At 43.2% G+C, this 22382-nt stretch carries 20 protein-coding genes; 16 read left to right on the top strand and 4 right to left on the bottom strand.

Annotation, left to right across the window (positions count from 1 at the left end; translation table 11 throughout):
• Positions 1-2: 2 nt before the first annotated feature.
• Positions 3-1091, bottom strand: coding sequence for a PA0069 family radical SAM protein (locus K9M52_RS17095; RefSeq protein ID WP_224069653.1), 1089 nt, complete (start codon positions 1089-1091; stop codon positions 3-5).
• A 550-nt stretch (positions 1092-1641) separates the two neighbouring features.
• Between K9M52_RS17095 and K9M52_RS17090 the strand changes: the two genes are divergently transcribed.
• Positions 1642-2055: a hypothetical protein gene (locus K9M52_RS17090; protein ID WP_224069652.1), complete on the top strand. Its 414-nt coding sequence runs from the start codon at positions 1642-1644 to the stop codon at positions 2053-2055.
• Positions 2056-2077: 22 nt separating this feature from the next.
• Positions 2078-2710 carry a SprT-like domain-containing protein gene (locus K9M52_RS17085; RefSeq protein WP_224069651.1) on the top strand — a complete coding sequence of 211 codons (633 nt, stop codon included), beginning with the start codon at positions 2078-2080 and terminating at the stop codon, positions 2708-2710.
• 102 nt (positions 2711-2812) lie between these two features.
• On the opposite strand, the gene K9M52_RS17080 is transcribed toward K9M52_RS17085, so the two are convergent.
• Both K9M52_RS17080 and K9M52_RS17075 read right to left on the bottom strand, forming a co-directional pair.
• On the bottom strand, positions 2813-3931 hold the full coding sequence (locus K9M52_RS17080) for a M42 family metallopeptidase (protein WP_224069650.1): 1119 nt from the start codon (positions 3929-3931) through the stop codon (positions 2813-2815).
• 33 nt (positions 3932-3964) lie between these two features.
• Positions 3965-4927: a UbiA prenyltransferase family protein gene (locus K9M52_RS17075; RefSeq protein WP_224069649.1), complete on the bottom strand. Its 963-nt coding sequence runs from the start codon at positions 4925-4927 to the stop codon at positions 3965-3967.
• A gap of 266 nt (positions 4928-5193) precedes the next feature.
• On the opposite strand from K9M52_RS17075, the gene K9M52_RS17070 reads away from it, so the two are divergent.
• Positions 5194-6474, top strand: coding sequence for a Gfo/Idh/MocA family protein (locus tag K9M52_RS17070; protein ID WP_224069648.1), 1281 nt, complete (start codon positions 5194-5196; stop codon positions 6472-6474).
• Between the two features lie 96 nt (positions 6475-6570).
• On the opposite strand, the gene K9M52_RS17065 is transcribed toward K9M52_RS17070, so the two are convergent.
• A complete protein-coding gene (locus K9M52_RS17065) occupies positions 6571-7323 on the bottom strand; it encodes an SDR family NAD(P)-dependent oxidoreductase (protein WP_224069647.1) in 753 nt (250 codons plus the stop codon).
• 116 nt (positions 7324-7439) lie between these two features.
• Here K9M52_RS17065 and K9M52_RS17060 point away from each other — a divergent pair, with 116 nt between their 5' ends.
• The 13 genes from K9M52_RS17060 (at position 7440) to K9M52_RS17000 (ending at position 22312) form a co-directional block, all read left to right on the top strand.
• Positions 7440-7820, top strand: a complete 381-nt coding sequence (locus K9M52_RS17060) for a winged helix-turn-helix transcriptional regulator (protein ID WP_224069646.1) — start codon at positions 7440-7442, stop codon at positions 7818-7820.
• A 416-nt stretch (positions 7821-8236) separates the two neighbouring features.
• Complete coding sequence (locus K9M52_RS17055; RefSeq protein WP_224069645.1) at positions 8237-9250, top strand: LuxE/PaaK family acyltransferase; 1014 nt, start codon at positions 8237-8239, stop codon at positions 9248-9250.
• A gap of 196 nt (positions 9251-9446) precedes the next feature.
• The gene (locus K9M52_RS17050; RefSeq protein WP_224069644.1) at positions 9447-10136 is read left to right on the top strand and encodes a porin family protein; all 690 of its coding nucleotides are present in this window, start codon (positions 9447-9449) and stop codon (positions 10134-10136) included.
• A gap of 166 nt (positions 10137-10302) precedes the next feature.
• Positions 10303-10674: an ISAon1 family transposase N-terminal region protein gene (locus K9M52_RS17045; protein ID WP_224069643.1), complete on the top strand. Its 372-nt coding sequence runs from the start codon at positions 10303-10305 to the stop codon at positions 10672-10674.
• 31 nt (positions 10675-10705) lie between these two features.
• Positions 10706-10990 carry a hypothetical protein gene (locus tag K9M52_RS17040; protein WP_224069642.1) on the top strand — a complete coding sequence of 95 codons (285 nt, stop codon included), beginning with the start codon at positions 10706-10708 and terminating at the stop codon, positions 10988-10990.
• Positions 10991-11002: 12 nt separating this feature from the next.
• A complete protein-coding gene (locus K9M52_RS17035; protein ID WP_224071875.1) occupies positions 11003-11683 on the top strand; it encodes a transposase in 681 nt (226 codons plus the stop codon).
• 160 nt (positions 11684-11843) lie between these two features.
• Positions 11844-13460, top strand: coding sequence for an NAD(P)/FAD-dependent oxidoreductase (locus K9M52_RS17030; protein ID WP_224069641.1), 1617 nt, complete (start codon positions 11844-11846; stop codon positions 13458-13460).
• Between the two features lie 13 nt (positions 13461-13473).
• A complete protein-coding gene (locus tag K9M52_RS17025; RefSeq protein WP_224069640.1) occupies positions 13474-14073 on the top strand; it encodes an acyl carrier protein phosphodiesterase in 600 nt (199 codons plus the stop codon).
• 82 nt (positions 14074-14155) lie between these two features.
• Positions 14156-15316, top strand: coding sequence for a cystathionine gamma-synthase (locus K9M52_RS17020; protein WP_224069639.1), 1161 nt, complete (start codon positions 14156-14158; stop codon positions 15314-15316).
• Between the two features lie 320 nt (positions 15317-15636).
• Positions 15637-17526 carry a DUF6263 family protein gene (locus tag K9M52_RS17015; protein ID WP_224069638.1) on the top strand — a complete coding sequence of 630 codons (1890 nt, stop codon included), beginning with the start codon at positions 15637-15639 and terminating at the stop codon, positions 17524-17526.
• A gap of 96 nt (positions 17527-17622) precedes the next feature.
• A complete protein-coding gene (locus K9M52_RS17010) occupies positions 17623-18555 on the top strand; it encodes a carbohydrate-binding module family 20 domain-containing protein (protein ID WP_224069637.1) in 933 nt (310 codons plus the stop codon).
• Between the two features lie 27 nt (positions 18556-18582).
• Positions 18583-20547 carry a 4-alpha-glucanotransferase gene (locus K9M52_RS17005; RefSeq protein WP_224069636.1) on the top strand — a complete coding sequence of 655 codons (1965 nt, stop codon included), beginning with the start codon at positions 18583-18585 and terminating at the stop codon, positions 20545-20547.
• A gap of 436 nt (positions 20548-20983) precedes the next feature.
• The gene (locus K9M52_RS17000; RefSeq protein ID WP_224069635.1) at positions 20984-22312 is read left to right on the top strand and encodes a DEAD/DEAH box helicase; all 1329 of its coding nucleotides are present in this window, start codon (positions 20984-20986) and stop codon (positions 22310-22312) included.
• Positions 22313-22382: the final 70 nt, after the last annotated feature.

Here is a 22382-nt window from a genome sequence, read left to right as displayed (position 1 = left end):
CATTAATCAAACAAAGACAGTTGCCGGCCTTCTCCGGGCCTTCTAAACAATGAACAGTCCAATTCCAGAGATTCCATATTCAGGCGATTAAGCCGGGTATGCAGCTTAAAAGTCTGCCTGATCAGCTCAGCAAGGTGCCCTTCTCCCCGCATTCTGCGACCAAATTCACTATCATTGACTCTACCTTGATGGCAGGCTTCTATGCTATGCCAAACCTTATCGGCTCTGTCAGGAAATGTTTTATGCAACCAGTCCTTAAAGATACCGCCGATTTGACCATTCAGCCGGACAACAGTGAAGCCAGCCCATTTAGCACCGGCCGAAGCCACCGTTTTTAGTACCTGGGGAATCTCTGTATCATTTAGCCCCGGAATAATGGGAGCTTCCATAATGCCTACCGGAACTCCGGCACCGGACAGTTGTTCTATGATCTTAAGTCGCTGTGTAGCTGTAGTTGTTCTCGGCTCCAATTTTTGGCGAAGCGACTCATTAAGACTGTTAATGGATACAAATACGCAGCAAAGATTCATCGAAGCCATTTCCTTTAATAAATCCAGATCGCGTATAATAAGGGCGTTTTTGGTAATCATACTAATGGGCTGCCGGTAATCCAAGGCTATTTCCAGAACCTTCCGGGTCAGTCTAAACTTTCTTTCAGCCGGTTGATAACAGTCGGTATTTCCTGAAAGCGAAATAGGGCTCGGCACCCAAGTCTTCTTTTGCAGAAAAGACTGAAAAAGTTGAGGCGTATTTTTTTTGACGATAATGTTTCTCTCAAAATCTATTCCTGCACTAAAGCCCCAATATTCATGTGAATTTCGTGCATAACAGTATATGCATCCGTGTTCACACCCTTGATAAGGATTGAGGGAAAACTGCATGCCAACATCTCCACTACTCACTTTATTGACAATAGTTTTTGCATTGCCAAATATAAACTGAGTAGGGCGGCTTTGTTCAACTTGTTCCCATTCATCAATACCTTCTATCTCGAATTTACCGTAACTGTTTTGCAGGAATCGGTTATGAGGACTTGATTGGGCACCCTGCCCCTTTTGATAAACACCTTTTTTGGCAAATTCGCCCTCCATAATATAAATTTTTTATTCATTAAATATCAAAAATACTAATTAATTTAGAATATTGTTCGTAAATAATTCCCAATTTTTTTGTATTTTTAGAAATGATCACTTCCAAAAGTCCAAACACTTCTAATAGAAATAATCGCAACTGGATGCGTTATTTGAGCTACGGCATCCAGCTTATGGCCACGATTGGTATTGGGTTGTACTTGGGCTACTGGGCCGACAACGCACTTGACCTACCCATTCCGTTGCTTATATGGGTTTTACCGACAATATTGCTCGTATATATGCTGGTTAAGCTGGTCAAAGATTTTTCTAAAACAAAACAAGACCGGGATTCAGACAAAAAATCTTGATGTACACCCGCTGGAGGCCACCCTCTGTCCGCAAAAAATCGGTTTTATATTTATTTGCAAGTCATAGTCTGGATTAACAGGCATTTAATCCGGGCTGAGGTAAAATAAAATAACAATAATATTTCTAAAAATTAATAGGGAGTCGTTCCTGACGATTATACCCCGAATTATTCGTTATTTTCGCAGTTCAAACTAAAAACATGAAGAAATTTAGGCTACAGCGGAATTATATCAATTTACTCCTTTTATTCCTGATAATCAATACAGCATGCCTTTTTTACAGGAATGGCTCAATCCACCTGAGTTTTTTTGTGGACGTATATGTAGTTGTTATAGCCAATTTGATTCTCTTTTTACTGGCCCTTCTGGGTTCTTATCGCCATGCAAAAGCATTAGAGAATAAGAATCCCAACGTATTTATTCGATCTATTATGGGCATGACCGTCCTGAAATTCTTTGTTCTGGTAGCAGCCGCTCTCATCTATGTATTTACAGCAAAAGAAGAAAGGAATGTCCCCGCCATCATTATTTCTCTTGTGTTATATATTCTTTATGCGATCATGGAAGTGAGTGCCGCTTACCGAATGAACAAAAACAAATCTAACACGCAATAAATCAAGTATCTCGTTCTTATTTATGGCTAAATCACAACGCCATCCCTTATCAGAACTCAACAACTACCTCCCCGAAAAAACATTTGAGGACGTAGTCGCTTATTTGCAAAAGTATAGGGTGAAATTAACAATCACCAGAGCCAGGCGCAGCATTCTGGGAGACTATCGGAATGCCCATGGAGAGCAAAATCACAGGATTTCAGTAAACGGCAATCTCAACCCCTACGGATTTTTGATAACGTTACTGCATGAGCTCGCCCACCTGGTCACTTTTGAGGCGCACCGCCACAGAGTTCAGCCGCACGGCAGAGAATGGAAAGATAATTATGCGGGTATTCTGAAGGTGTTCCTGCAAAAGAAAGTATTCCCGGAAGATATAGCTCAAGAGCTAAACAGGTCCCTCCATAATCTCGGTGCCAGCAGTTGTTCCGAACCGGGGCTGATGCGGGTACTCAAAAAATACGACAATGACGCCATTGGGCTTCACTTAGTGGAGGAGGTACAACCAGGCCAATGGTTTGTGACCAGAGATAATAAGATCTATAAAATGGAAAAAAAGTTGCGTACCCGTTTTCTCTGCACGGCCTATCCTTCAGGAAAGCAATATCTCTTCAACGGATTATATGAAGTAAAAATTATGGAACGACATCCATAGCATATCGCTTGGTTTGCTACCAGGTAATTCATAATATCAAAAAGGTTGCTCTTGCCGAAAATTTCGGTAAAAGCAACCTTTTTGATAATTTACATCAACCTCCTAATTAGAAAAGTAACTCAAATTGGTCTTGGGCGTCAATGCGGCTAATGACTGATACATGAGTTCAATGGTAGATTCAATGTCTGAACGGTGGAGCATTTCAACGGTGGTATGCATATATCGTAAGGGTATAGAAATCAAAACAGACGGGCAGCCATCATTGGCATAGGCAAAACTATCCGTATCTGTTCCTGTACTTCGACTGGTCACCCTTAGTTGTACATCTATCTTATTTTTTTCTGCAACATCCTGTACAAACTGCAAAAGTTTATTCTGCACAGCAGGACCATATGTCAATGCAGGCCCCTTTCCACAAGCGGTGTCCCCCTCAATATTTTTATTGATAAAAGGTGTCTGCGTGTCGTGCGTAACATCCGTAATAAACGCTACATCCGGTTTAATCCTCCTGGCAATCATTTCTGCTCCGCGTAAGCCGATTTCTTCCTGGACAGCATTGACGATATATAGTCCAAAAGGCAATTTCTTCTTATTTTCTTTGAGCTGTCGAGCAACCTGTGCAATCATAAAGCCACCGATACGGTTGTCAAAAGCCCGACCGATCAGATAGTCATTTGCCAGTTCATCAAAACCATCCTGATATGTCACAACGGCGCCTACATGAATACCCAGTTCTTCCACTTCTTTTTTAGAACGGGCGCCACAGTCCAAAAACAGGTTATCCACTTTAGGAGTGGGCTCTTTCTGGTCCGGATTATGCCTGGTATGGATGGCTGGCCAGCCAAACACAGCTTTTACAGGTCCTTTTTTGCCGTGTATCCAGACACGCATGGCTGGTGCAATCTGATGATCCACTCCACCATTTCGTTTAAGATAGATAAAACCCTGATCAGTAATATAATTCACAAACCATGAGATCTCATCCGCATGTGCTTCAATGACGACCTTAAATGGATGCTCTGGATTAATGACACCCACTGCTGTTCCATAAGGATCTGTAAAGACAGTGTCAACATAGGGTTTTATATAATCCAGCCAGATATTCTGTCCACTATGTTCAAACCCTACAGGAGAGGCGTTATTTATATAGCCGGTTAAAAATTCCCAGTCTTTCTTACCCACTTTTTGCGGATGCTCTTTTTGCTTCTTTGATTTTGCCATGAAAAAACTATTTAGAGACCAAAAATAAACAATTTAGGGAAATAGCAAATAGCCGATGACCCCGCAGATCCCTTTGAGTAACATCAACCCATCAATAACGATCAGATAAAACAGGATTGGTTTTCTTTTATGCATCGAATAAGCGACAGATAGTAGCGCGATAAAGGGTAGCGTATTGATCAGGGTCCTGGGGCCATCAAAATGTTGATTGGACGCAAACCCCCAGAGCGCCATCAACCCGATAGCGATTAGAGGTAACAGAATACTGAAAATCGTCCTTCTCAACCCGACCCTGACCACAAAGGTTTTCAAATGACGATTATAATCATCTGCATAATCCTTGATATCAAACATGATACACAGTACGGAAATATACATCCAGTTTTTTATCAGCAACCAGATAGACATTACAGAAATCTCATAATGTTGATTGATTTGCCATTTATAAAACATCACGGGATAAATAGTGACAGCTCCAGCCCATACAAAGCCAATAATAAAGGGTTTTAGCCATCCGGAATTGCGCAAATTGATCTTAATAAAAGGAAAGTAGTCATTACCATAATAAAAGAATGCGACCATTGGTACCAGTAACAACATCAGCCATTCATCAGCATGAAGACTAAATATTTCATGAAATTCCTTTATCGCCAGATAAAGCGCAGCCGTTATGGCGATAAGTGTATAAACAAACTGCGTAATAGTTATCGTTCTGTAATTGCGGGTGTACCAATGGGTTCTTCGGTTATAGTAACTATTGGTGGTGGCCGCCGTTCTGGGTAGCCCAATCTTTTTACTAAAGGCGTTAAAAAGATGCAGCTCGCCCATATAGGCATAGGTGTAATAAACAATAGTGCCCGCCACCAGTAAAACATAATAGGCTGGCGTATTCAGTGGCACACCTTGCTGGAGAGAGGCTTCCATAGACAAGGCCACCGTACACAATGCATAAAAATAGTTGCCAAAAAATACAAACTCTGTTATCTTCTTTCTCAAAATGTTGATTTGTCTAAAAAGCATCCATACCAGATATACAGGCAGAAGTCAAAGCCTTCCAACTGTTTTGCGGTTAAAATTAATCAAAATACATAAGACTTCTTTAATATATTGTCCTTCACGAATCCTATATGATGTCATCTAAATAGGCCTCTTCCAATGAAAAACGCTAAAACAATTTTCGTTAAGCCTCATCGACATAAGATATTTTGCTTATATTTAATTTTCAAATCCATCTCTAGTTCATACGCTAAACATCAATATTCATGCAAAGACGAAAATTCATTCATCAGACCACTTTAAGTGCCATAGCGCTTACGATTGTCCCACGTTTCGTACTGGGTGGCAAAGGTTATGTTGCGCCCAGTGATAGAATCAATCTGGGCTTCATCGGTAACGGAAAACAATCCCATGGTCTGGTCAGCTATCTGAGCGGTCCCCGCGAAACCCAAATAAGAGCCGCATCAGATGTAGATTCCCGTAAACTGGGCCATTTTATCGAACTAGCCAAAAAACAAAATACTAAAAAGCATATCGATGTCGATATAAAAGGGTACAAGCATTATCGGGAGCTCTTGGAAAGAAAAGACATCGATGCTGTTGTCATTGCCACACCGGATCACTGGCATGCGCAGGTGGCAATTGATGCCGCAAAGGCCGGTAAGGATATTTACTGTGAAAAACCATTATCGCTGACCATTGCAGAAGGCAGGGCCATGGTAGAGGCGACCAGAAAATATAAACGGGTATTTCAGACAGGCAGTATGCAAAGATCCTCCTATAATTTCAGACAGGCAGCGGAACTGGTGTATAACGGCTATATAGGAAAGATCACAGAAATCAATGTCTCAGTGGGCGGGCCGGTGGTTCAATGCGATTTGCCGACAGAACCCGTTCCAGACAATCTGGACTGGGATCTATGGGTAGGCCCCTCTCTGTTCAGGGGCTATAATGCCATTCTTGCGCCCCCGCTGGAAGCAAAGGATTGGGCATGGTGGCGCGGCTATCGTGATTTTGGAGGCGGCTACGTTACTGACTGGGGTGCACATATGTTTGATATTGTACAGTGGGCGCTGGGTATGGACAGCTCTGGTCCGGTTAAATTTATCCCCCCTAAACAGTCCGGCGCTAAGGAAGGGCTATATTTTGTTTATGACAATGGCGTCCGGGTCAACCATAAAAACTGGGGCGAAGGCAATGCCATTCAATTTATTGGAGAAAAAGGCAAGGTTGAGGTAAGCAGGGGCTTTTTAAGGACAACACCGGACAACCTGGCGGGATTCAAATTCAAGGAAAGTGACAAACGCCTGTATTATAGTGACAACCATTATCAGGACTGGGTATCTGCGATACAGAAAAGGTCAAAGCCTATTTGTGACGTAGAAACAGGGCACAGGTCTGCCACGGTCTGCAATGCGGTTAATATCGCCTATCAATTACAAAAAGATATACAGTGGGACCCGGTAACAGAAAAATTCGATAGTGAATATGCGAATGTAATGGTGGGCAGACCATATAGAGGCGGCTGGGACTTCAGGGATTTCTGATCTTTTATTCCAACCTGACAATTGAATAGAGAAAAGGCATAAAGTGCCGTCCAACCATACGACAGGCGACACTTTATGCCTTTATGCATACCAATCTTAAAGAAGGCCTCCAGAAACGGTAATTCTTTCACCTGTTATCCAGGCCGATTCATCAGAAGCCAGAAACGTGGCCACCTGAGCAATATCATTGGGCTGGCCAATTCGCCCTAATGGCGTCAAAGGCAGCATTTGCTTTTCAATATCACCACCGATAATCCCCATTTTATGGTTTCCCTCTGTCTCTGTCACACCAGGAGCAATGGCGTTTACCCGAATTCCTTTAGGTCCTAATTCTTTAGCCAATGCTTTAGTGATATTGTCTATGCCCGCTTTTGCCGCAGAATAAACCATCACTCCGGCAACAGGATTCTGGCTTACCGTAGAACTCACATTAATAATACTGCCGCCCCTGTCTCCAAATAGTGGCACGGCCTGCTGAATACTAAAAACAGGCCCCATCAAATGCGTGTTAACTTGTAAATGGAAGCTTTCCTCCGTAATACCGTCAAGCAATTCAATCTTAAATACGCCTGCATTGTTGACCAGTATATCCAATTTGCCAAATTGACTTATCGTTGCTTCAAATAGGCGCTTTATATGATCAACTTTTGAGATATCAGCCTGAATCGCGATAGCAGCGCCACCGGAGTTAACAATCTCATCCACTACTTTATCAGCGTCAACTTTGCTAGACACATAATTGACTACCACTTTTGCCCCCTGACCTCCAAATTGCTTTGCAATAGCGGCGCCTATGCCTTTTGAGGCACCGGTTACGACTGCAACTTTGCCATTTAATTTTAAATTCATTGTGTTTTATTTTTAATGTTTGGCAAAACTAGATTATATATACCTTTGTCACAAGTATGTACATTTTTGTACCCTATATACTAAAAGTATTGTAACCTATTAATCAATAAGATAAAATGAAAAAAAGGGAAAAGATTTGTCCAGAAACAGTAACCTGTTCTGTTGATTACGCCTTTAAAAGAATCGGAGGAAAATATAAAGGAAGGATTCTTTGGTATTTGCATGAACATGAGATTCTCCGCTATGGAGAATTAAGAAGAACCCTTCCGGACATCACAACTAAAATGTTGACACAAAGCTTAAGAGAGCTTGAGCTAGATGGACTGATATCCAGAAAAGTCTATCAGGAAGTGCCTCCCAAAGTAGAATATGCATTAACAGAAATTGGCAAGGAGTTAATACCATTTATCAGTTATCTAAAAGAGTGGGGGGATAAGCAAATCGCCAGAAGCAATGAGCTAATATCATCTACCGGTCAACTCATTAAAAAAAAATGAGTGCCTTTTTGAATGAAATCAACTCCAGTATAACGGCCATGGGAATTGGCTGACACCGTCATAGAACAAGCTGTTCGTCAGTAATAAGAGACTGCTGAACAACTTAAATATACAGAATTCAGGTCTTGCGCCGAATATGCGGCCGGGAAAAGCAGTCTTAATGGTGTTCGGGATGACCAGGCTCATCAGCAGTTATGACTGCTACATCTCCTACCAACAATGCACATTTTTCATTTTCATCGAAAACCGGAAAATCGGTACCCAAACCATATGTCCTTCATGTCCGAACATGGTTGTTGGTATATTCCTTCTTAAAAGCAGGTTTCCCTCAGTCCCGACTGCCACTTTTTGAGGCGCATTAATTTCTGGCCGTTGGTATACAACTCCGGGACAATTGCTTAATTTTGCAGCTATTTATGAAAGCTGAACCTGAAATATCTACTGATAGGATCTTCCAACAATCATATTTTGATCCTGCCCTGGCACTGGAAGTCTTCCGCTACCAATATGCACACTGCTGTGTATACAGGCAATGGTGTGATATAATTGGAACTGGTGTTCAGGCTGTTCAGGATATAACGCAGATTCCCTTCTTACCGATTTCATTTTTTAAATCCAGAGCGGTGAAAACAGGAGAATTTGATCCCGAGCTCACTTTTGAGAGCAGTGGCACCACCCAAATGATCAGCAGCCGCCATTTAATACGGGATGCATCCGTATACCATACAAGCTTTGTGAAGACCTTTGAACTATTTTATGGTAATCCTAAGGATTATTGTATTATCGGCTTATTGCCAAACTACCTCGAAAAAGGCCATTCTTCTCTTGTAAAAATGGTACACGGGCTGATAGAACTAAGTAAACATCCGGAAAGCGGGTTTTACCTGTATGACTTTGACAGGTTGGGTAAATTAATCCTGAATCTGGAAAAACAAGGGCAAAAGGTCTTGCTTTTGGGTGTGACTTTTGCACTGATGGATTTCGCAGACCGGTTTCTCCTGTTAAAGCAAAGTCAAAACTGTAGCTATTCGCTGACACATACCGTTATTATGGATACAGGAGGGATGAAAGGCCGAAAAAAAGAAATGACGAGAGAAGAGGTGCATGAATATTTAAAATCCAGACTGGGTGTGGAAGCGATACATTCTGAATACGGCATGACAGAGCTGCTCAGTCAGGCATATTCCAAAGGCAATGGACAATACCATTGCCCGCCGTGGATGCAACTATTGATCAGAGATGAAAATGACCCATTCGAACTCAAAAATACAGGCAAGGGGTTAATCAATGTCATTGATCTGGCGAATATCCATAGTTGCAGCTTTATTGCTACCGATGATGTGGGCTGGATTTATCCGGATCACTTTGAGATTTGGGGGCGGTTGGACCATAGTGACTTGAGGGGGTGCAGTCTATTGGTAGCCGGTTAAGAACAACTAAACGTTAAAGCAGTACTTGTTAGATTAAACCTAAAACAGAATTATATATCTAAGAAATTGGCGGCGTTTCCCTTATATTTACGGAGTAGAAATAATGCTAATATCTGGAAGTGTTGTAGCTGAGACTAGAAACATTAATTTAAGGCCAGCATAATGGCGGACATTGAACATTATTAAAATTTAATACATGAAAAAGCTATTCGTTGTTTTATTCAGTTTGGCAACTACCGCAGGTTTTTCGCAGATCCGCAGCGGTAATACAATTATTGAGCGCACCAGAATCGGTGTATTTGGCGGACTGTCCATCGCCAACCAGATAACCTCTGACCAATATTCTGATTATGCCTATTCAGACAATTCTAAAGCGGGTTTCATTGGCGGCGTTTCAGTCAGCGTGCCGATCAGCTATGGGTGGTTTGTTCAGCCGGAATTAAGTTATACCGGCATGGGGACAAATTATTATGATGACTATACGTCGGATGACTTTCAAGGCAATATAAACCTGAATATGAACTACTTGAATCTGCCTATTTTATTCCGCTACAGTCAGCCATTTACCGGTTTCGGGGTGCTATTCGGACCACAGTACAGTTATCTTTTAAGTGCCAATACGCAGCCTTCAGGTTCTTTTAAAGGCGATTTTGGAAAAGGAGACGTAACAGCCGATTATAAAAGAAGTGATTTTTCAGGTGTAGTTGGGTTGGAATACTATTTCCCTAACGATGGTAGCGGAGGCACCCAATTCGGGCTTTCTGCCAGATACCAGTTTGGATTTTTAAATATTAATAAACACGGATATTATTACGATGACGGATCGGTGGCCAACGTCGCCATTCGCAACAATGCCTTTTTCATTACCGCGGGTGTACGATTCTAAGGAATCCGCCAATCATACAAAATATCTGGAAGCAAACCTTACCGGGAGACTGTTGCAATTGCACCAGTTTTCCGGTTTTTTAATAGTAACTGGTCAAAAACGGCTAAATCTAATTTTGAGGTGCCAGCCGACTAAAGTTGTAACTTTAGGGTAGAAAAGTCCTACCATGAAAAATCAGGAAAACACGAAGGAGTCCATTCTTTTTGGGTTATCCAGGATGATGGTACCTCAGGATATGCTGGAATTCTTTGAGATAGCATCGATCAAGGAACTTAATTCAGAATGGCAGATCACCCTTGAAGAGAAAAAACAGTTAGTTCCTGCTGCGTTGTCAGGCAAAGCAGATGTTGTCTTAGATGGTTTTTGCAATCCGAAGACGATCCTAAGTCACGGCTTTAGTTTAAAACCGGTGTATTTGATTCTGCGTCGTCGTCGCTGGAAGGTGGCGGGAACCGATGAGCATTTCAGTAATGAATATGGGATCACCGACCATCCAGCGAAATTAACAAACGAAATGGCTGGCTTTTTTAAAAGATAGAATCGAAGCACATCCGATCAATATCAGTTGTGTGGCTCATATGTTTGGCATAAAGCCCCGTACGTTGTACAACTGGTATAAATTTCAGTTCAGTGGCTACCCCGAGAAGTTAAAGGCGGGAAGCTGGGGCGAAAAGTCTATAAAAATAGCAGATCCGGCGACGGGAGAAGTGGTTAAGGAGAAGCCTGTCTATATAGCCAAATCAGAGAACGTCGGTGAAAAGATGACAATCGATGAAAAAATGATTGGCAAGAAAATGTACACAGTGATGACAAATCTTACAACCGGAAAGATCGCACTGGTTGCACAAACTTAAAATGGGGACGAAATAAAGCAGGCTATAAATGCCTATTTTTCAGAAAGGTTACAGGATGTCAAATCGGTTAGCAGTGATATGAATGCCACCTACAAAAGGATTAGCAAAGAACTCTTCCCCAATGCCTGCGTTGTAGTAGACAAATTTCATGTAATTACCCATGTACTTGATGCACTGCAACAAGTCCGGAAGCTAATAAAAACTCAGGTCATAAACCAGGGTCAGGAAGATAGTCAGGCAGATCAGGCTCCGATTAAAGGCCTCAGCGAACTGGAATATATTGAACGATCACGGTACATCATATTTAAAAGGATGATGCATTGGGATGAGGAAGAGCAGGCCGTAATGAATTACTTATCAGATCGTTACCCCATACTGCGAACGGCATTATGTCTAACTGAAAAAATCAGAAACTGGTATGACAAAAAGCATATAGGGAAAGATTTAGACTTTGTGGAAAGAGATTTATACGACTGGCTGGATGACGTGGTGATCGCCAGGATCCCCGCATTCACGGCTATTCGGAAAATGTTTGAGAAGCATTTTGATGACATCGTCAACTATTTCAAGACAGGTCAGACAAATGCAAAAGCCGAAAACATGAACGGTAAAATACAGAGATTCATGGCCAACAATTTTGGAATCAGAGACCGAAGTTTCTTCTTTTTTAGACTGGCAGGATATTTCTCCTAGTCGGCTGGCACCTCAAAATTAGATTTAGCCTCAAAAACCGTCTATATGATATTTCTTCCTGAAAACCGTAACTTTGTTACCCTATATATCAAGTCGGCATTAGACATATGTATAGATTTTCGGTAAATTTAGGATAACTACCTAACCTCAATCCATTTTCATGCAAACTGCACTCCGGATACGCGTTACGGCGCAGGACTTTTCCAATCAGAAGGCACTTACAAAACAAGTAGCAGCGTTGCTACAGGTCGAAGCTGACCAGATTTCCGGCTATCAGATCCTTAAAAAATCTATGGACGCACGTCAAAGGCAGATCTATTATAATCTGACCTTGCAGGTATTTATTCAAGAGACATTTATACCTGTTACCTTACCTGACGCTCCTTATCGGGATGTCCAACATGCCAGCCACGAGGTTTTAATTATTGGCGCAGGTCCGGCGGGTTTGTTTGCTGCCATCAGCTGCCTGGAGCATGGCATCCGTCCGATTATAATTGAGAGAGGTAAAGATGTACAGGCCCGCAGAAGAGATTTGGCGGATCTTAATAAAAAAGGGCAGGTCAATCCGGAAAGCAATTACTGTTTTGGCGAGGGTGGTGCCGGGACTTATAGCGATGGCAAGCTTTATACCCGCAGTAAAAAGAGAGGAAGCATCCAGAAGGCCCTGGAAACCTTTGTGCGGTTTGGTGCAGACCCTGCCATTCTGTATGAGGCCCACCCCCACATCGGTACCAATAAATTGCCCGCCATCATTACGGCTATGCGTCAAACAATTGAAGCGGCAGGCGGTAAAATCTATTTTGACCGAAAACTCACTGATCTCAACCTGAAAAGCGGACGAATACGATCCATCACGACATCTAACGGTGACACGATCTTCGCCAATCACGTGATATTAGCTACAGGCCACTCGGCCAGGGATATCTACCGGTTACTAAAACAGAAAAATATCCAGATAGAAAACAAACCCTTTGCCCTGGGCGTCAGGGTAGAGCACCCACAACAACTCATCAACGAAATTCAATATAAATGTTCTGTTGAGCAGATTGAGGAACAGAAACTGCCTCCGGCATCTTATAGCCTTGTCGCACAAGTTGGAGATCGGGGTGTGTTTAGTTTCTGCATGTGCCCGGGTGGTATCATCGCGCCGGCTGCGACCGACCCAGACGAGCTCGTGGTCAATGGCTGGAGTCCCAGTAAGCGCAATAACCCTTTCACCAATAGTGGCATGGTGGTCCAGGTTGATGAAAAAGCTGCTTATAGTTATCTAAAGCACCAGGGGGTGCAACAAGATGCCAAGGATCCGTTAATGCTGATGGAATTTCAGCGCAAAATAGAAAAAGTTATGTATCAGGCAGGAGGGGGGCAATTCTGCGCCCCAGCCCAACGGTTAACGGATTTTGTTGCCGGTAAAAAATCAAGTCACCTGCCCAGATGCAGTTATATACCGGGGACCGACAGTCAACGGCTGGATCAATTATTACCAGCATTTATTACGCAGACACTGTCTGGTGGTTTCAAAGAATTTGGGCGTAGGATGAAAGGTTACTATACGAATGAATCCTTATTGATTGCCACGGAAAGCAGGACGTCTTCACCAGTCAGGATACCTAGAGATGAAACCGGTCTTCACCATCCGCAGATCACTAATCTCTATCCCGCTGCAGAAGGAGCCGGCTATGCCGGCGGTATTATCAGTGCAGCCATGGACGGTGCCAAAATCGCAAGCGTGATCGCGGAAAAATTAGGAATTCGTCTACCTTCATCCTTCAATTAATCAACGGCATTCCATGAATCTCCTAGCCCATGCATATCTGAGTCATAATCATCCCAAAATCTTATTAGGTAATATGATCGGTGATGATGTAAAGGGAATGCAGATCGGATTATACCCACCGGCTGTCAGGGCCGGTATACAGTTACACCGTTACATAGATAGCTTTACTGACCAGCATCGACTGATCAGTGAAGCCAAAAAAATCTACCGGCCGGCAGCCCGCTTATACGCCGGGCCTATCATGGACATTACAATGGATTATTTTCTGGCCAATGACACCACGATCAAAACAGCAGGTGAATGGCACAGTTTTGCCACCTGGGCCTATAAGAGCCTCGCGGAAGGCCGCGGTTGGCATGTTGGAGGATTCCGACGGTACTTTCCCTATCTGCAATATGAAAACTGGTTTGTTCATTACGGAGAACTGTCCTTCATTGAAAATGCTATAACCAATTTACTCAAAAGGGTGGGGTTGATAGATAAACAATCAGCTGTATTAACCGCATTTGAGCTGCAGCTGCCTTATCTCGAGAAAGTCTATCAGAGATTTTTCCCCCAACTACAAGCTTATGCACTCGGGAAAGCCACGGAACTGCTAAAGATTCATCAATAACAAGCAAATATCTACTATTTTAGTAGACTTTTGAAGCAATAAATTACCTACCTTCGCAGCTAAATTTATAAATTGTATCTATATGGCAAGTGAATTAAATAACCAGGGAATCGGCACCAAGCTGATACATGCCGGAGCAGAGCCAGACAGCCTGACCGGTGCAATCATGACTCCAATATACCAAACATCCACTTTTAAACAAAGTTCGCCAGGCGTAACCAAAGGGTACGATTATTCCCGGGCAGGGAACCCAACCAGACAAGCACTGGAAGCCTCTCTCGCGGCCATTGAAAATGGTAAGTACGGGCTGGCATTCAGCAGTGGTGTAGCTGCTACAGATGCCGTCATTAAATTACTTTCACCGGGTGATGAGGTTATTGCAGCTACTGATATGTATGGAGGTACTTATCGTTTATTTGCCCAAATATTTGAAAAGTTCGGGATCCATTTTCATTATGTCGACATGAAAGACCCGGCCAATATTACAGCCAAGGTAAACTCCAATACCAAACTTATCTGGACAGAAACACCAACCAATCCACTGATCAATATCACCGATATTGAAGCGGTCGCCGATATCGCTAAAAAAGCGGGAGCACTGCTTTGTGTAGATAATACCTTTGCCTCTCCCTATCTTCAGAACCCGCTTAATTTTGGAGCAGACATCGTTGTGCACTCTGCAACGAAGTACTTAGGTGGACATAGTGATGTGGTCCTTGGAGCAATTATCGTAAAGGATAAAGCGCTTTATGAAAGACTGTATTTTATCCAAAAAAGCAGTGGAGCTGTGCCGGGACCACAGGATTGTTTCCTAGTACTCAGAGGGATTAAGACACTCCATGTCAGAATGGACCGTCATGGCGAGAACGGCGCAAAAGTTGCCCATGCACTACGCCAGAATCCTAAAGTAGCGATTGTTCACTGGTGTGGTTTTGAAGATCATCCGGGTTATGCCGTCGCTAAAAAGCAGATGCGTAATTTTGGTGGCATGTTAAGCTTTGAACTTAAAAATGAATCTATCGAAGAAGTTAACCGTGTTGTAACCAGTACGAAGATCATCACGCTGGCGGAATCATTGGGCGGCGTGGAATCGCTGATCAACCATCCGGCTACCATGACACATGCATCCATTCCCAGAGAAGAACGTATTAAAAACGGATTGAACGACGGGCTAATCCGTTTAAGTGTAGGAATAGAAGATGCAGATGATTTGATTGCTGATCTGAACCAGGCCATCGGATAAATCGACATTGTCAATATATCATCCGCCTATATCTATCTGTATAATTCGCCGTAATCAAGCTTCCACAGCTTTTTCACGGCGAATTGTTCTTATAAAACATCCGTTCGTCTTGAAAAATCAATTTTAGCAGCGAATTAATGATCATCCTTAGGAAAATTTTAGCACCTGGTACTACCTTTGGCAAGAATAATGTACTTAAGGACAACAGTGGAGTAGTGGCTTAAACGCAATTGTTTCACCCAAAGAAAAAACAGACAACAGCCCATTTTTGCGACATGCAAAGTATCACTTCGGATGATACCTAAAAAACGAACAAAGGAATGAAATTATTTTTACTGTGCATAGGGTTGTCCCTATCCGTGTTTATAGCCCTACCGGCCCATGCACAGGACACCATAAAAGCTCCAACACCAGACACGGCTCAGCCAGTGATAACGCACCCGGTAACAGATAGCATTGGAGATTCCACTGCCTATAAGGCGATAGCCTCCAACCAGGATACGTTACCCGCAGCCGGAAAGACGGACAGTACTCAGCGAACAAGACAGGCTCTCCCGGCGGACCAAACCCACCGCAACGCCGACGAAGACTCTTTGCCTTCCGGTGTGCCCCCGACACGCAAGGATAGCTCGGATGAAAATGTCTCTGACACCTTCAATAACAGCGATACCGGTAAAATCGTAGATATTTTTGAGGAAATGCAAAAAGCCCGCGAGCAGCAGGACAAGTCCATTAAAAACGAACAAGCAGAAGAAAAAAAACAGGAGACAGAAGGACAGATCGGGTTAAACGAAAAAAAAGATAGTATTCATCAGAATAACAAGGGTGCTCAAGAAGATGGTTCTATTAAAACACCACCGAGCACAGCAGACAGCAGTGATTTAATGGCTGCAAATGACACAATCGATATCATTAAAAAAGATACGATTCAAAGTATCTTTACACTGCCTAAGCCCTCCGTCACTCCGGCATCCGATACAGAAAAGATAGCTTCGGAGCCGGTGAATGTTCCTAATGTCCCGAGCGGCAGGCCGGCAAATAACAGAGTCGACAGTACAGATTTAGAGGATATCTTCGAAGTAACTGAAGACAGTTCAGCACAGGCCAGCCAAAATGAGCAGCCAGTCCGTCGGGTAGAAAACAAAACAGACAATAAGCCCGGCCATTCGAAAGATAAGGAATCTGCTGATAATTTACCTATAGACACCTTAGGAATTTCACAGGACACTACTGCCTTGAATCGACAGCAAGAAAACAAACAAGAACCTACTCAAGCGAAGACATCTGTGCAGGAACGCCCGGCAGAACAGCTGCCCGATTCGGCGATGCGTCCTAAACAAGGGGAAGAAATTCAAAAATTCAACGGAGCAATTAGTGATAATTCAATCACCCACCAGATAGCAGATAGTCTACCTCAACCTCAAAACACGCCCTTTACTGAGCTATTTCAGCCTTATAGAGCTTTTGACAAAGAAACACAGATCAGCTCTACCACCAGCCTGACAATCCTCCAGCAAAACGTCGACTATAAAACCAGCGCAGATTTTACCACACAATATCAAAGAACAGGTCAAAAAGACGGGCAATTTCATTTTGATGTATCAGTTGTAAGACTGAATACTGAAGTCGAGACCATGGGAGTACAGTTAAAATATGATTCTAACCAAAAAACCGACAGTACCTCAACTTTTGCCAAACCATTGTTTGACATCGTAGGGAAAAAGACCTATTTAGAAGTGGATAGTACCGGGAAAATCACAGAGGTCGACAATACAGCACTCGGCAGGCAAGTCAATACTGTGCTTAGCGGTCTCTCACTTTCCGGAGGCGATTTTGAAGTCGGCAGTAATTTCGGACTGCTGATGAGCAAATCCGGCCCTGCAGAAATTGGGCAGCAGTGGTCAGACTCCGTTAATCATGGTAGCAATACCAGGATCACGACCTATACCATACAGAGTATATTAGACGGAGATATGCTGGTTACGATTTCGGGGAATGTCAGTCAGAGCGGCGTCATTAACAGCGATGGCGCGACCTTTAAAACTCATTTTACCGGTACACAGAAAGGAAAAATGTATGTGGATCAACAAACATTACTGGTCAAATCCCGCGACATCACTCTTGACATGAAGGGCACTGTTGACTATAACGGCCAAGCTTTACCTGCTTCTGCTGTCTCAAAAATTAAGGAAAAAGTAACGGCCAACTGACGACCAGCTGTTTGTCAGAATTGTACTACCTTTACATCGTAATTATTTTTAAATTAACTAATTTTTTAATTTAATATAACCCTTAAACTCCCCGGTATGCAATCAGACAAAATGACCCAAAACGGTATGACTCCGACTAGCAAGAAAACGGCCGTCAAAGCCGCGCCAAAAAAAGCCACTACAGCAAAGAAAGCTGTTTCGAAAGCAACTCCTAAAAAAGTGGCTAAAGCTGCTAAAACAGCAAAACCTGCTTCAACAGCAACCCAAAAAGCCGCCACCGGTAACAGTAAGCGCATTAAGTCCTCCGGCAAACTTAATCTACGCTTTGAAATATTTTTTTCGACACAATTCGGTGAGGCCATGCTGATTTCCGGAGCTCACCCGGCTTTGGGAGCTGAGTCGACAGATCAGGCGCCGCTCATGGAATATATTGATGACCAAAAATGGGCCGTTCAGTTAGAGATTGATAAGTCTTCTATTAAAAACGGGCAGCTGAAATACACTTATTTGGTTCGTTATGCAGATGGCACACTTGCGCTTTCTGCACCGTATCAGTTAGACATTCCGCCAGCAGTGACTTCCATTACCATTCGGGATGCCTGGAATGCACCCGGCTTTGTGGAGAATATTTTTGGAACCGATGCCCTTCAGGCGATTCAGGCTGGCGACCTTCAGTCAGCTCAAAAGCCAACCAGCTCCAGAAAAAAATACACACATAGGTTTATTATTACCGCCCCTGTACTCGAAGCCGGTAAAGCGGTTTGCCTGATCGGAGAAGATGCCTCACTAGGTGGCTGGGAGGCGGCAAAAGCCCTTCTAATGAACAACGAAGAAGCGGGCAGATGGCGCATAGACATTTCCCTTGCACTTAAGCCAACAACATCGGGTATCGCCTATAAATACGGCATCTATGACCTGGCTACCGGCCAATTGGAAAGTTTTGAATCGGGGGATAATAGAATATTGGAAAGCGACCCGTCAAATGCTTCACTGCTGATCTTGCAAAATGGCTTTATCCGGACCAACTGAAGGAATATCAGGGGGGCAGGGTTTATTGTGCCCGTCTTTAGTCTGCGTTCGGACAACAGCTTCGGTGTTGGAGATTTCTCCGATCTGAAAAAAGCTGTTTTGTGGGCCGAGGCTACCGGTCAGCAATTAATACAGCTATTACCGATTCATGACACCACGGCAACGCATACCTGGCGGGATAGCTATCCTTATGCCTCGATATCGGTATTTGCGCTGCATCCTCTTTATCTGGATGTTACAAAGTTGAGTCAGCAAGATCAGGCAGAAAAACTCCTTACATCTATGGAGCCGTTACGGCAGCAGCTCAACGAAGCGGAGAGTGTAGATTATGAAGCTGTCCTCAGGGCTAAATGGCAGATTATAAAAGCCATTTACCCGCTTGAAAAGCAGCAGCTATTTGCGTCAAAAGATTATCTGGCATTCTTTGCGTCCAACAAAGAGTGGCTGGAGCCTTATGGTTGCTTTTCTGTGTTGAGGGATAAATATGGCACAGCTGATTTTTCTACCTGGTCTGAAAGTAACTATCAGCAGCATATTCCTATGCTGTTAACGAAGCTGGATGAAGACGCACTTTGTATACATTACTTTGTACAATATCACCTCCATAAGCAATTGTCGGACGTCGCCCGGTTCTCTCACGAACATGGCTGTGTCCTGAAAGGAGATATCGCCATTGGCGTCTTTAAAAACAGTGTAGATGTCTGGCAACACGCTGAACTGTTCCATGTGGAGGCTCAGGCCGGTGCGCCGCCGGATGATTTTACGGTAAGTGGACAAAATTGGGGGTTCCCGACCTATAACTGGCCACGTATGAAGGCAGATAACTATCGTTGGTGGAAAAGTCGCCTTAAACATATGGAAGGATATTTCGATGCCACCCGTATTGATCACATTCTGGGTTTTTTCAGAATCTGGAGCATCCCTGTAACAGCTGTAGAAGGGATATTAGGTTATTTTCAGCCGGCGATACCGGTAACAGAAGAAGAATTAAGACAAGCCGGTGTTCACTTTCCATTGGAAAGACTCTATCAACCCTATATCCATATTCGGGAACTGAAAAAGATCTTTTCAGACTCTTATCAAAAAGTAGCTGACGAATTTCTCGTTGCGGAAGAAGAAGGTTTTTTTCGGTTTAAAGAACTGTTTGACACCCAGCGGAAGATAGACAACTATTTTAAAAAGTTGCCGGCCGATACCTATCATAAATGGTTACGACAGGCTTTGCTGGGTTTGCATACCGATCTGGTATTAATAAAGGACTTAACACAGGAAAATGGATTTCATTTCAGGTTCAATATGCAGTTTACAGCAAGCTTTAGAACCTTACATGAATCCTTACAAAACCGGTTAACGGAACTATACCATCATTACTTTTTTTCGAGACAAAATGAACTCTGGAAAAAAGAGGCAATGGAAAAATTGCCAGTGATTAAAAATGCCTCGAACATGTTGATCTGCGGGGAGGATCTGGGCTTCACGCCCAGCTCTGTTCCTGAAGTCATGCGTAATCTGGGCCTGTTAGGCCTTTATGTTCAAAGAATGCCTAAAATCATGGGGCAGATGGCAGAAGACCTGTCAAAAGTTCCCTACTTAAGTGTTGTTTCGCCTTCCACTCATGATACCAGTAGCCTTAGAGGCTGGTGGCTGGGGCTCAGCCACCAGCAACAGGGAATTTATTACCGACAGGTACTCCTTCAGAAAGGAGATGCGCCTGCAGGGCATGATCTCCCGGGATGGCTAAATAAATTAATCGTCGAACAAAACCTCGCATCCCCTGCGATGTGGAGCATTTTCCTGATCCAGGATTTACTGAATATCCAGGACAGCCTGCATGTTGCAGAGGTCGACCTTGAGCAGATCAATCATCCGGAGAACCCTGATCAATACTGGCGTTACCGGATGCCTGTAACATTAGAACAATTGCTGGAATTAAAAGACTTTAACAAGGAGCTAAAGCAGTTAATTACTGCAAACGGCAGGTCCATGAGATAGAGACACCGGCCTCACTTATAAAATGCTTGCTTTTGGGGAAACACAACCTCATAAAGCAAGCATTTTTATTTTTTTGGATCAAAACGATGCACCCAAACACCCTTATGAGTTATGAAACGCGTTTCGAACAAATATACACATCAACAAAAAAACTGATAATTTCCGGAGATAAGAAAAGGCGAACCAAATGAATGATCCGCCTTCCTATATTTAACCCTGCTGCTTGAAAAAAAAATCATTAAAAACAAGAGATTCTCTTCTAAGACCTGTACTGATATTCTAGGTTTAACCCCGAAACAGAATATTGGCTTTTTTGTATATTGATTAACATATTGTTTTTTTTGATTATCACTACTTAGATAATTTCTATCACCTTGATTATTAATTTACGCGTTACAACATCCATTAATCCTGTCAATTGGCTTATTTTTGCCGGATGGAGAAAAATATAGAAACTCTGCTCAGTAATCTGGACATTAAATCTCTAAATCTATTACAGCAATCCATGTTGGAAGCGACAACAGGGCAGGAGGGAGACATCACCTTGTTATCTGTAACCGGCTCCGGTAAGACGCTGGCCTTTCTTTTGCCGCTGGTTAGAGATCTGAATCACACGCTTAGGCAAAATCAGGCTATGATTATTGCCCCATCCAGAGAACTCGCCCTGCAAATCGAGAATGTGTTCAGAGGACTGCAATCCGGCCTTTCCGTGACTTGCTGCTATGGAGGTCATAAAAGGGAGATTGAAGAAAACAACCTCAGTGCCTGCCCGGCTCTTATTATTGGAACACCGGGAAGGCTGGCCGATCACCTGCGTAGGGGCAATATTGATCCGGCCGGCATCCAGACTTTAGTCCTTGATGAATTTGATAAATGTCTGGAGCTTGGATTCACGGCAGAAATCACATTCATCCATGACACTTTAAATGCACTGACCAGAAAATGGATGATTTCTGCGACATTGCCAGATCAGCGCCCCGAAGGTTTTTCGCTGGCGCAAGCAAAGGTCCTTGATTTCAGGACAGCGGCCGAAGATAATGAGCAAGGCCGCCTTGAATATAAGCTTCTGGTTTTTGGCACTGCTGTCTCCAGACAGCAGGCTGCCTTCGAACTGATCTGTACACTGGGAGGTCGTAGTAGCATTCTATTCTGTAACCAGCGCGACCATGTGGAATCATTATACGACTATCTTAGAGACCAGGGACTGGAAGTGGTATATTATCATGGTGCTATGGAACAAAGAGATCGCGACACAGCGCTCAACCGATTCAGAAATGGTACGGTCAATATACTCATCACTACTGATCTGGCTTCCAGAGGATTGGATATTGCTCATATCCGGTATATCATTCATTATCAGCTTCCAGAAACGGAACAAGTCTTTATCCATCGTAATGGACGCACCGCCAGAATGGATAAATCAGGGGCAGCTATTGTTATGCTGGGCCCTGATCAGTATCTGCCATCTTACATGGATCCGGAAATGGAAAAGATCGAACTAATCCCGGGAGCACCATTGCCTGTAAAATCAAAATGGATCACCTTATATATAGCCGCCGGCAAAAAAAATAAAGTGGGCAAAATTGATATCGTAGGCTTTTTGACAAAGACTGGAGGTCTTAAGAAAGAAGATATTGGTCTGATTGAAGTCAAAGACTACAGTGCCTTCGCTGCCATCAACCGGCACAAAGCCTCCAAAATGCTAGCTTCTGTCAAAGACCAGCGTTTAAAAAATAAAAAAGTCAGGATTGAAGTGGCCAGGTAGAAGACAGACCTTTACCACCCGGCAGACGCATCAATAGTCTACCATAATAATAGACAACCTATTGTTAGTC

It is taken from the genome of Arachidicoccus terrestris, from assembly GCF_020042345.1.
GTDB classification, from domain to species: domain Bacteria; phylum Bacteroidota; class Bacteroidia; order Chitinophagales; family Chitinophagaceae; genus Arachidicoccus; species Arachidicoccus terrestris.
This window is presented reverse-complemented; position numbering and strand designations above follow the sequence as displayed.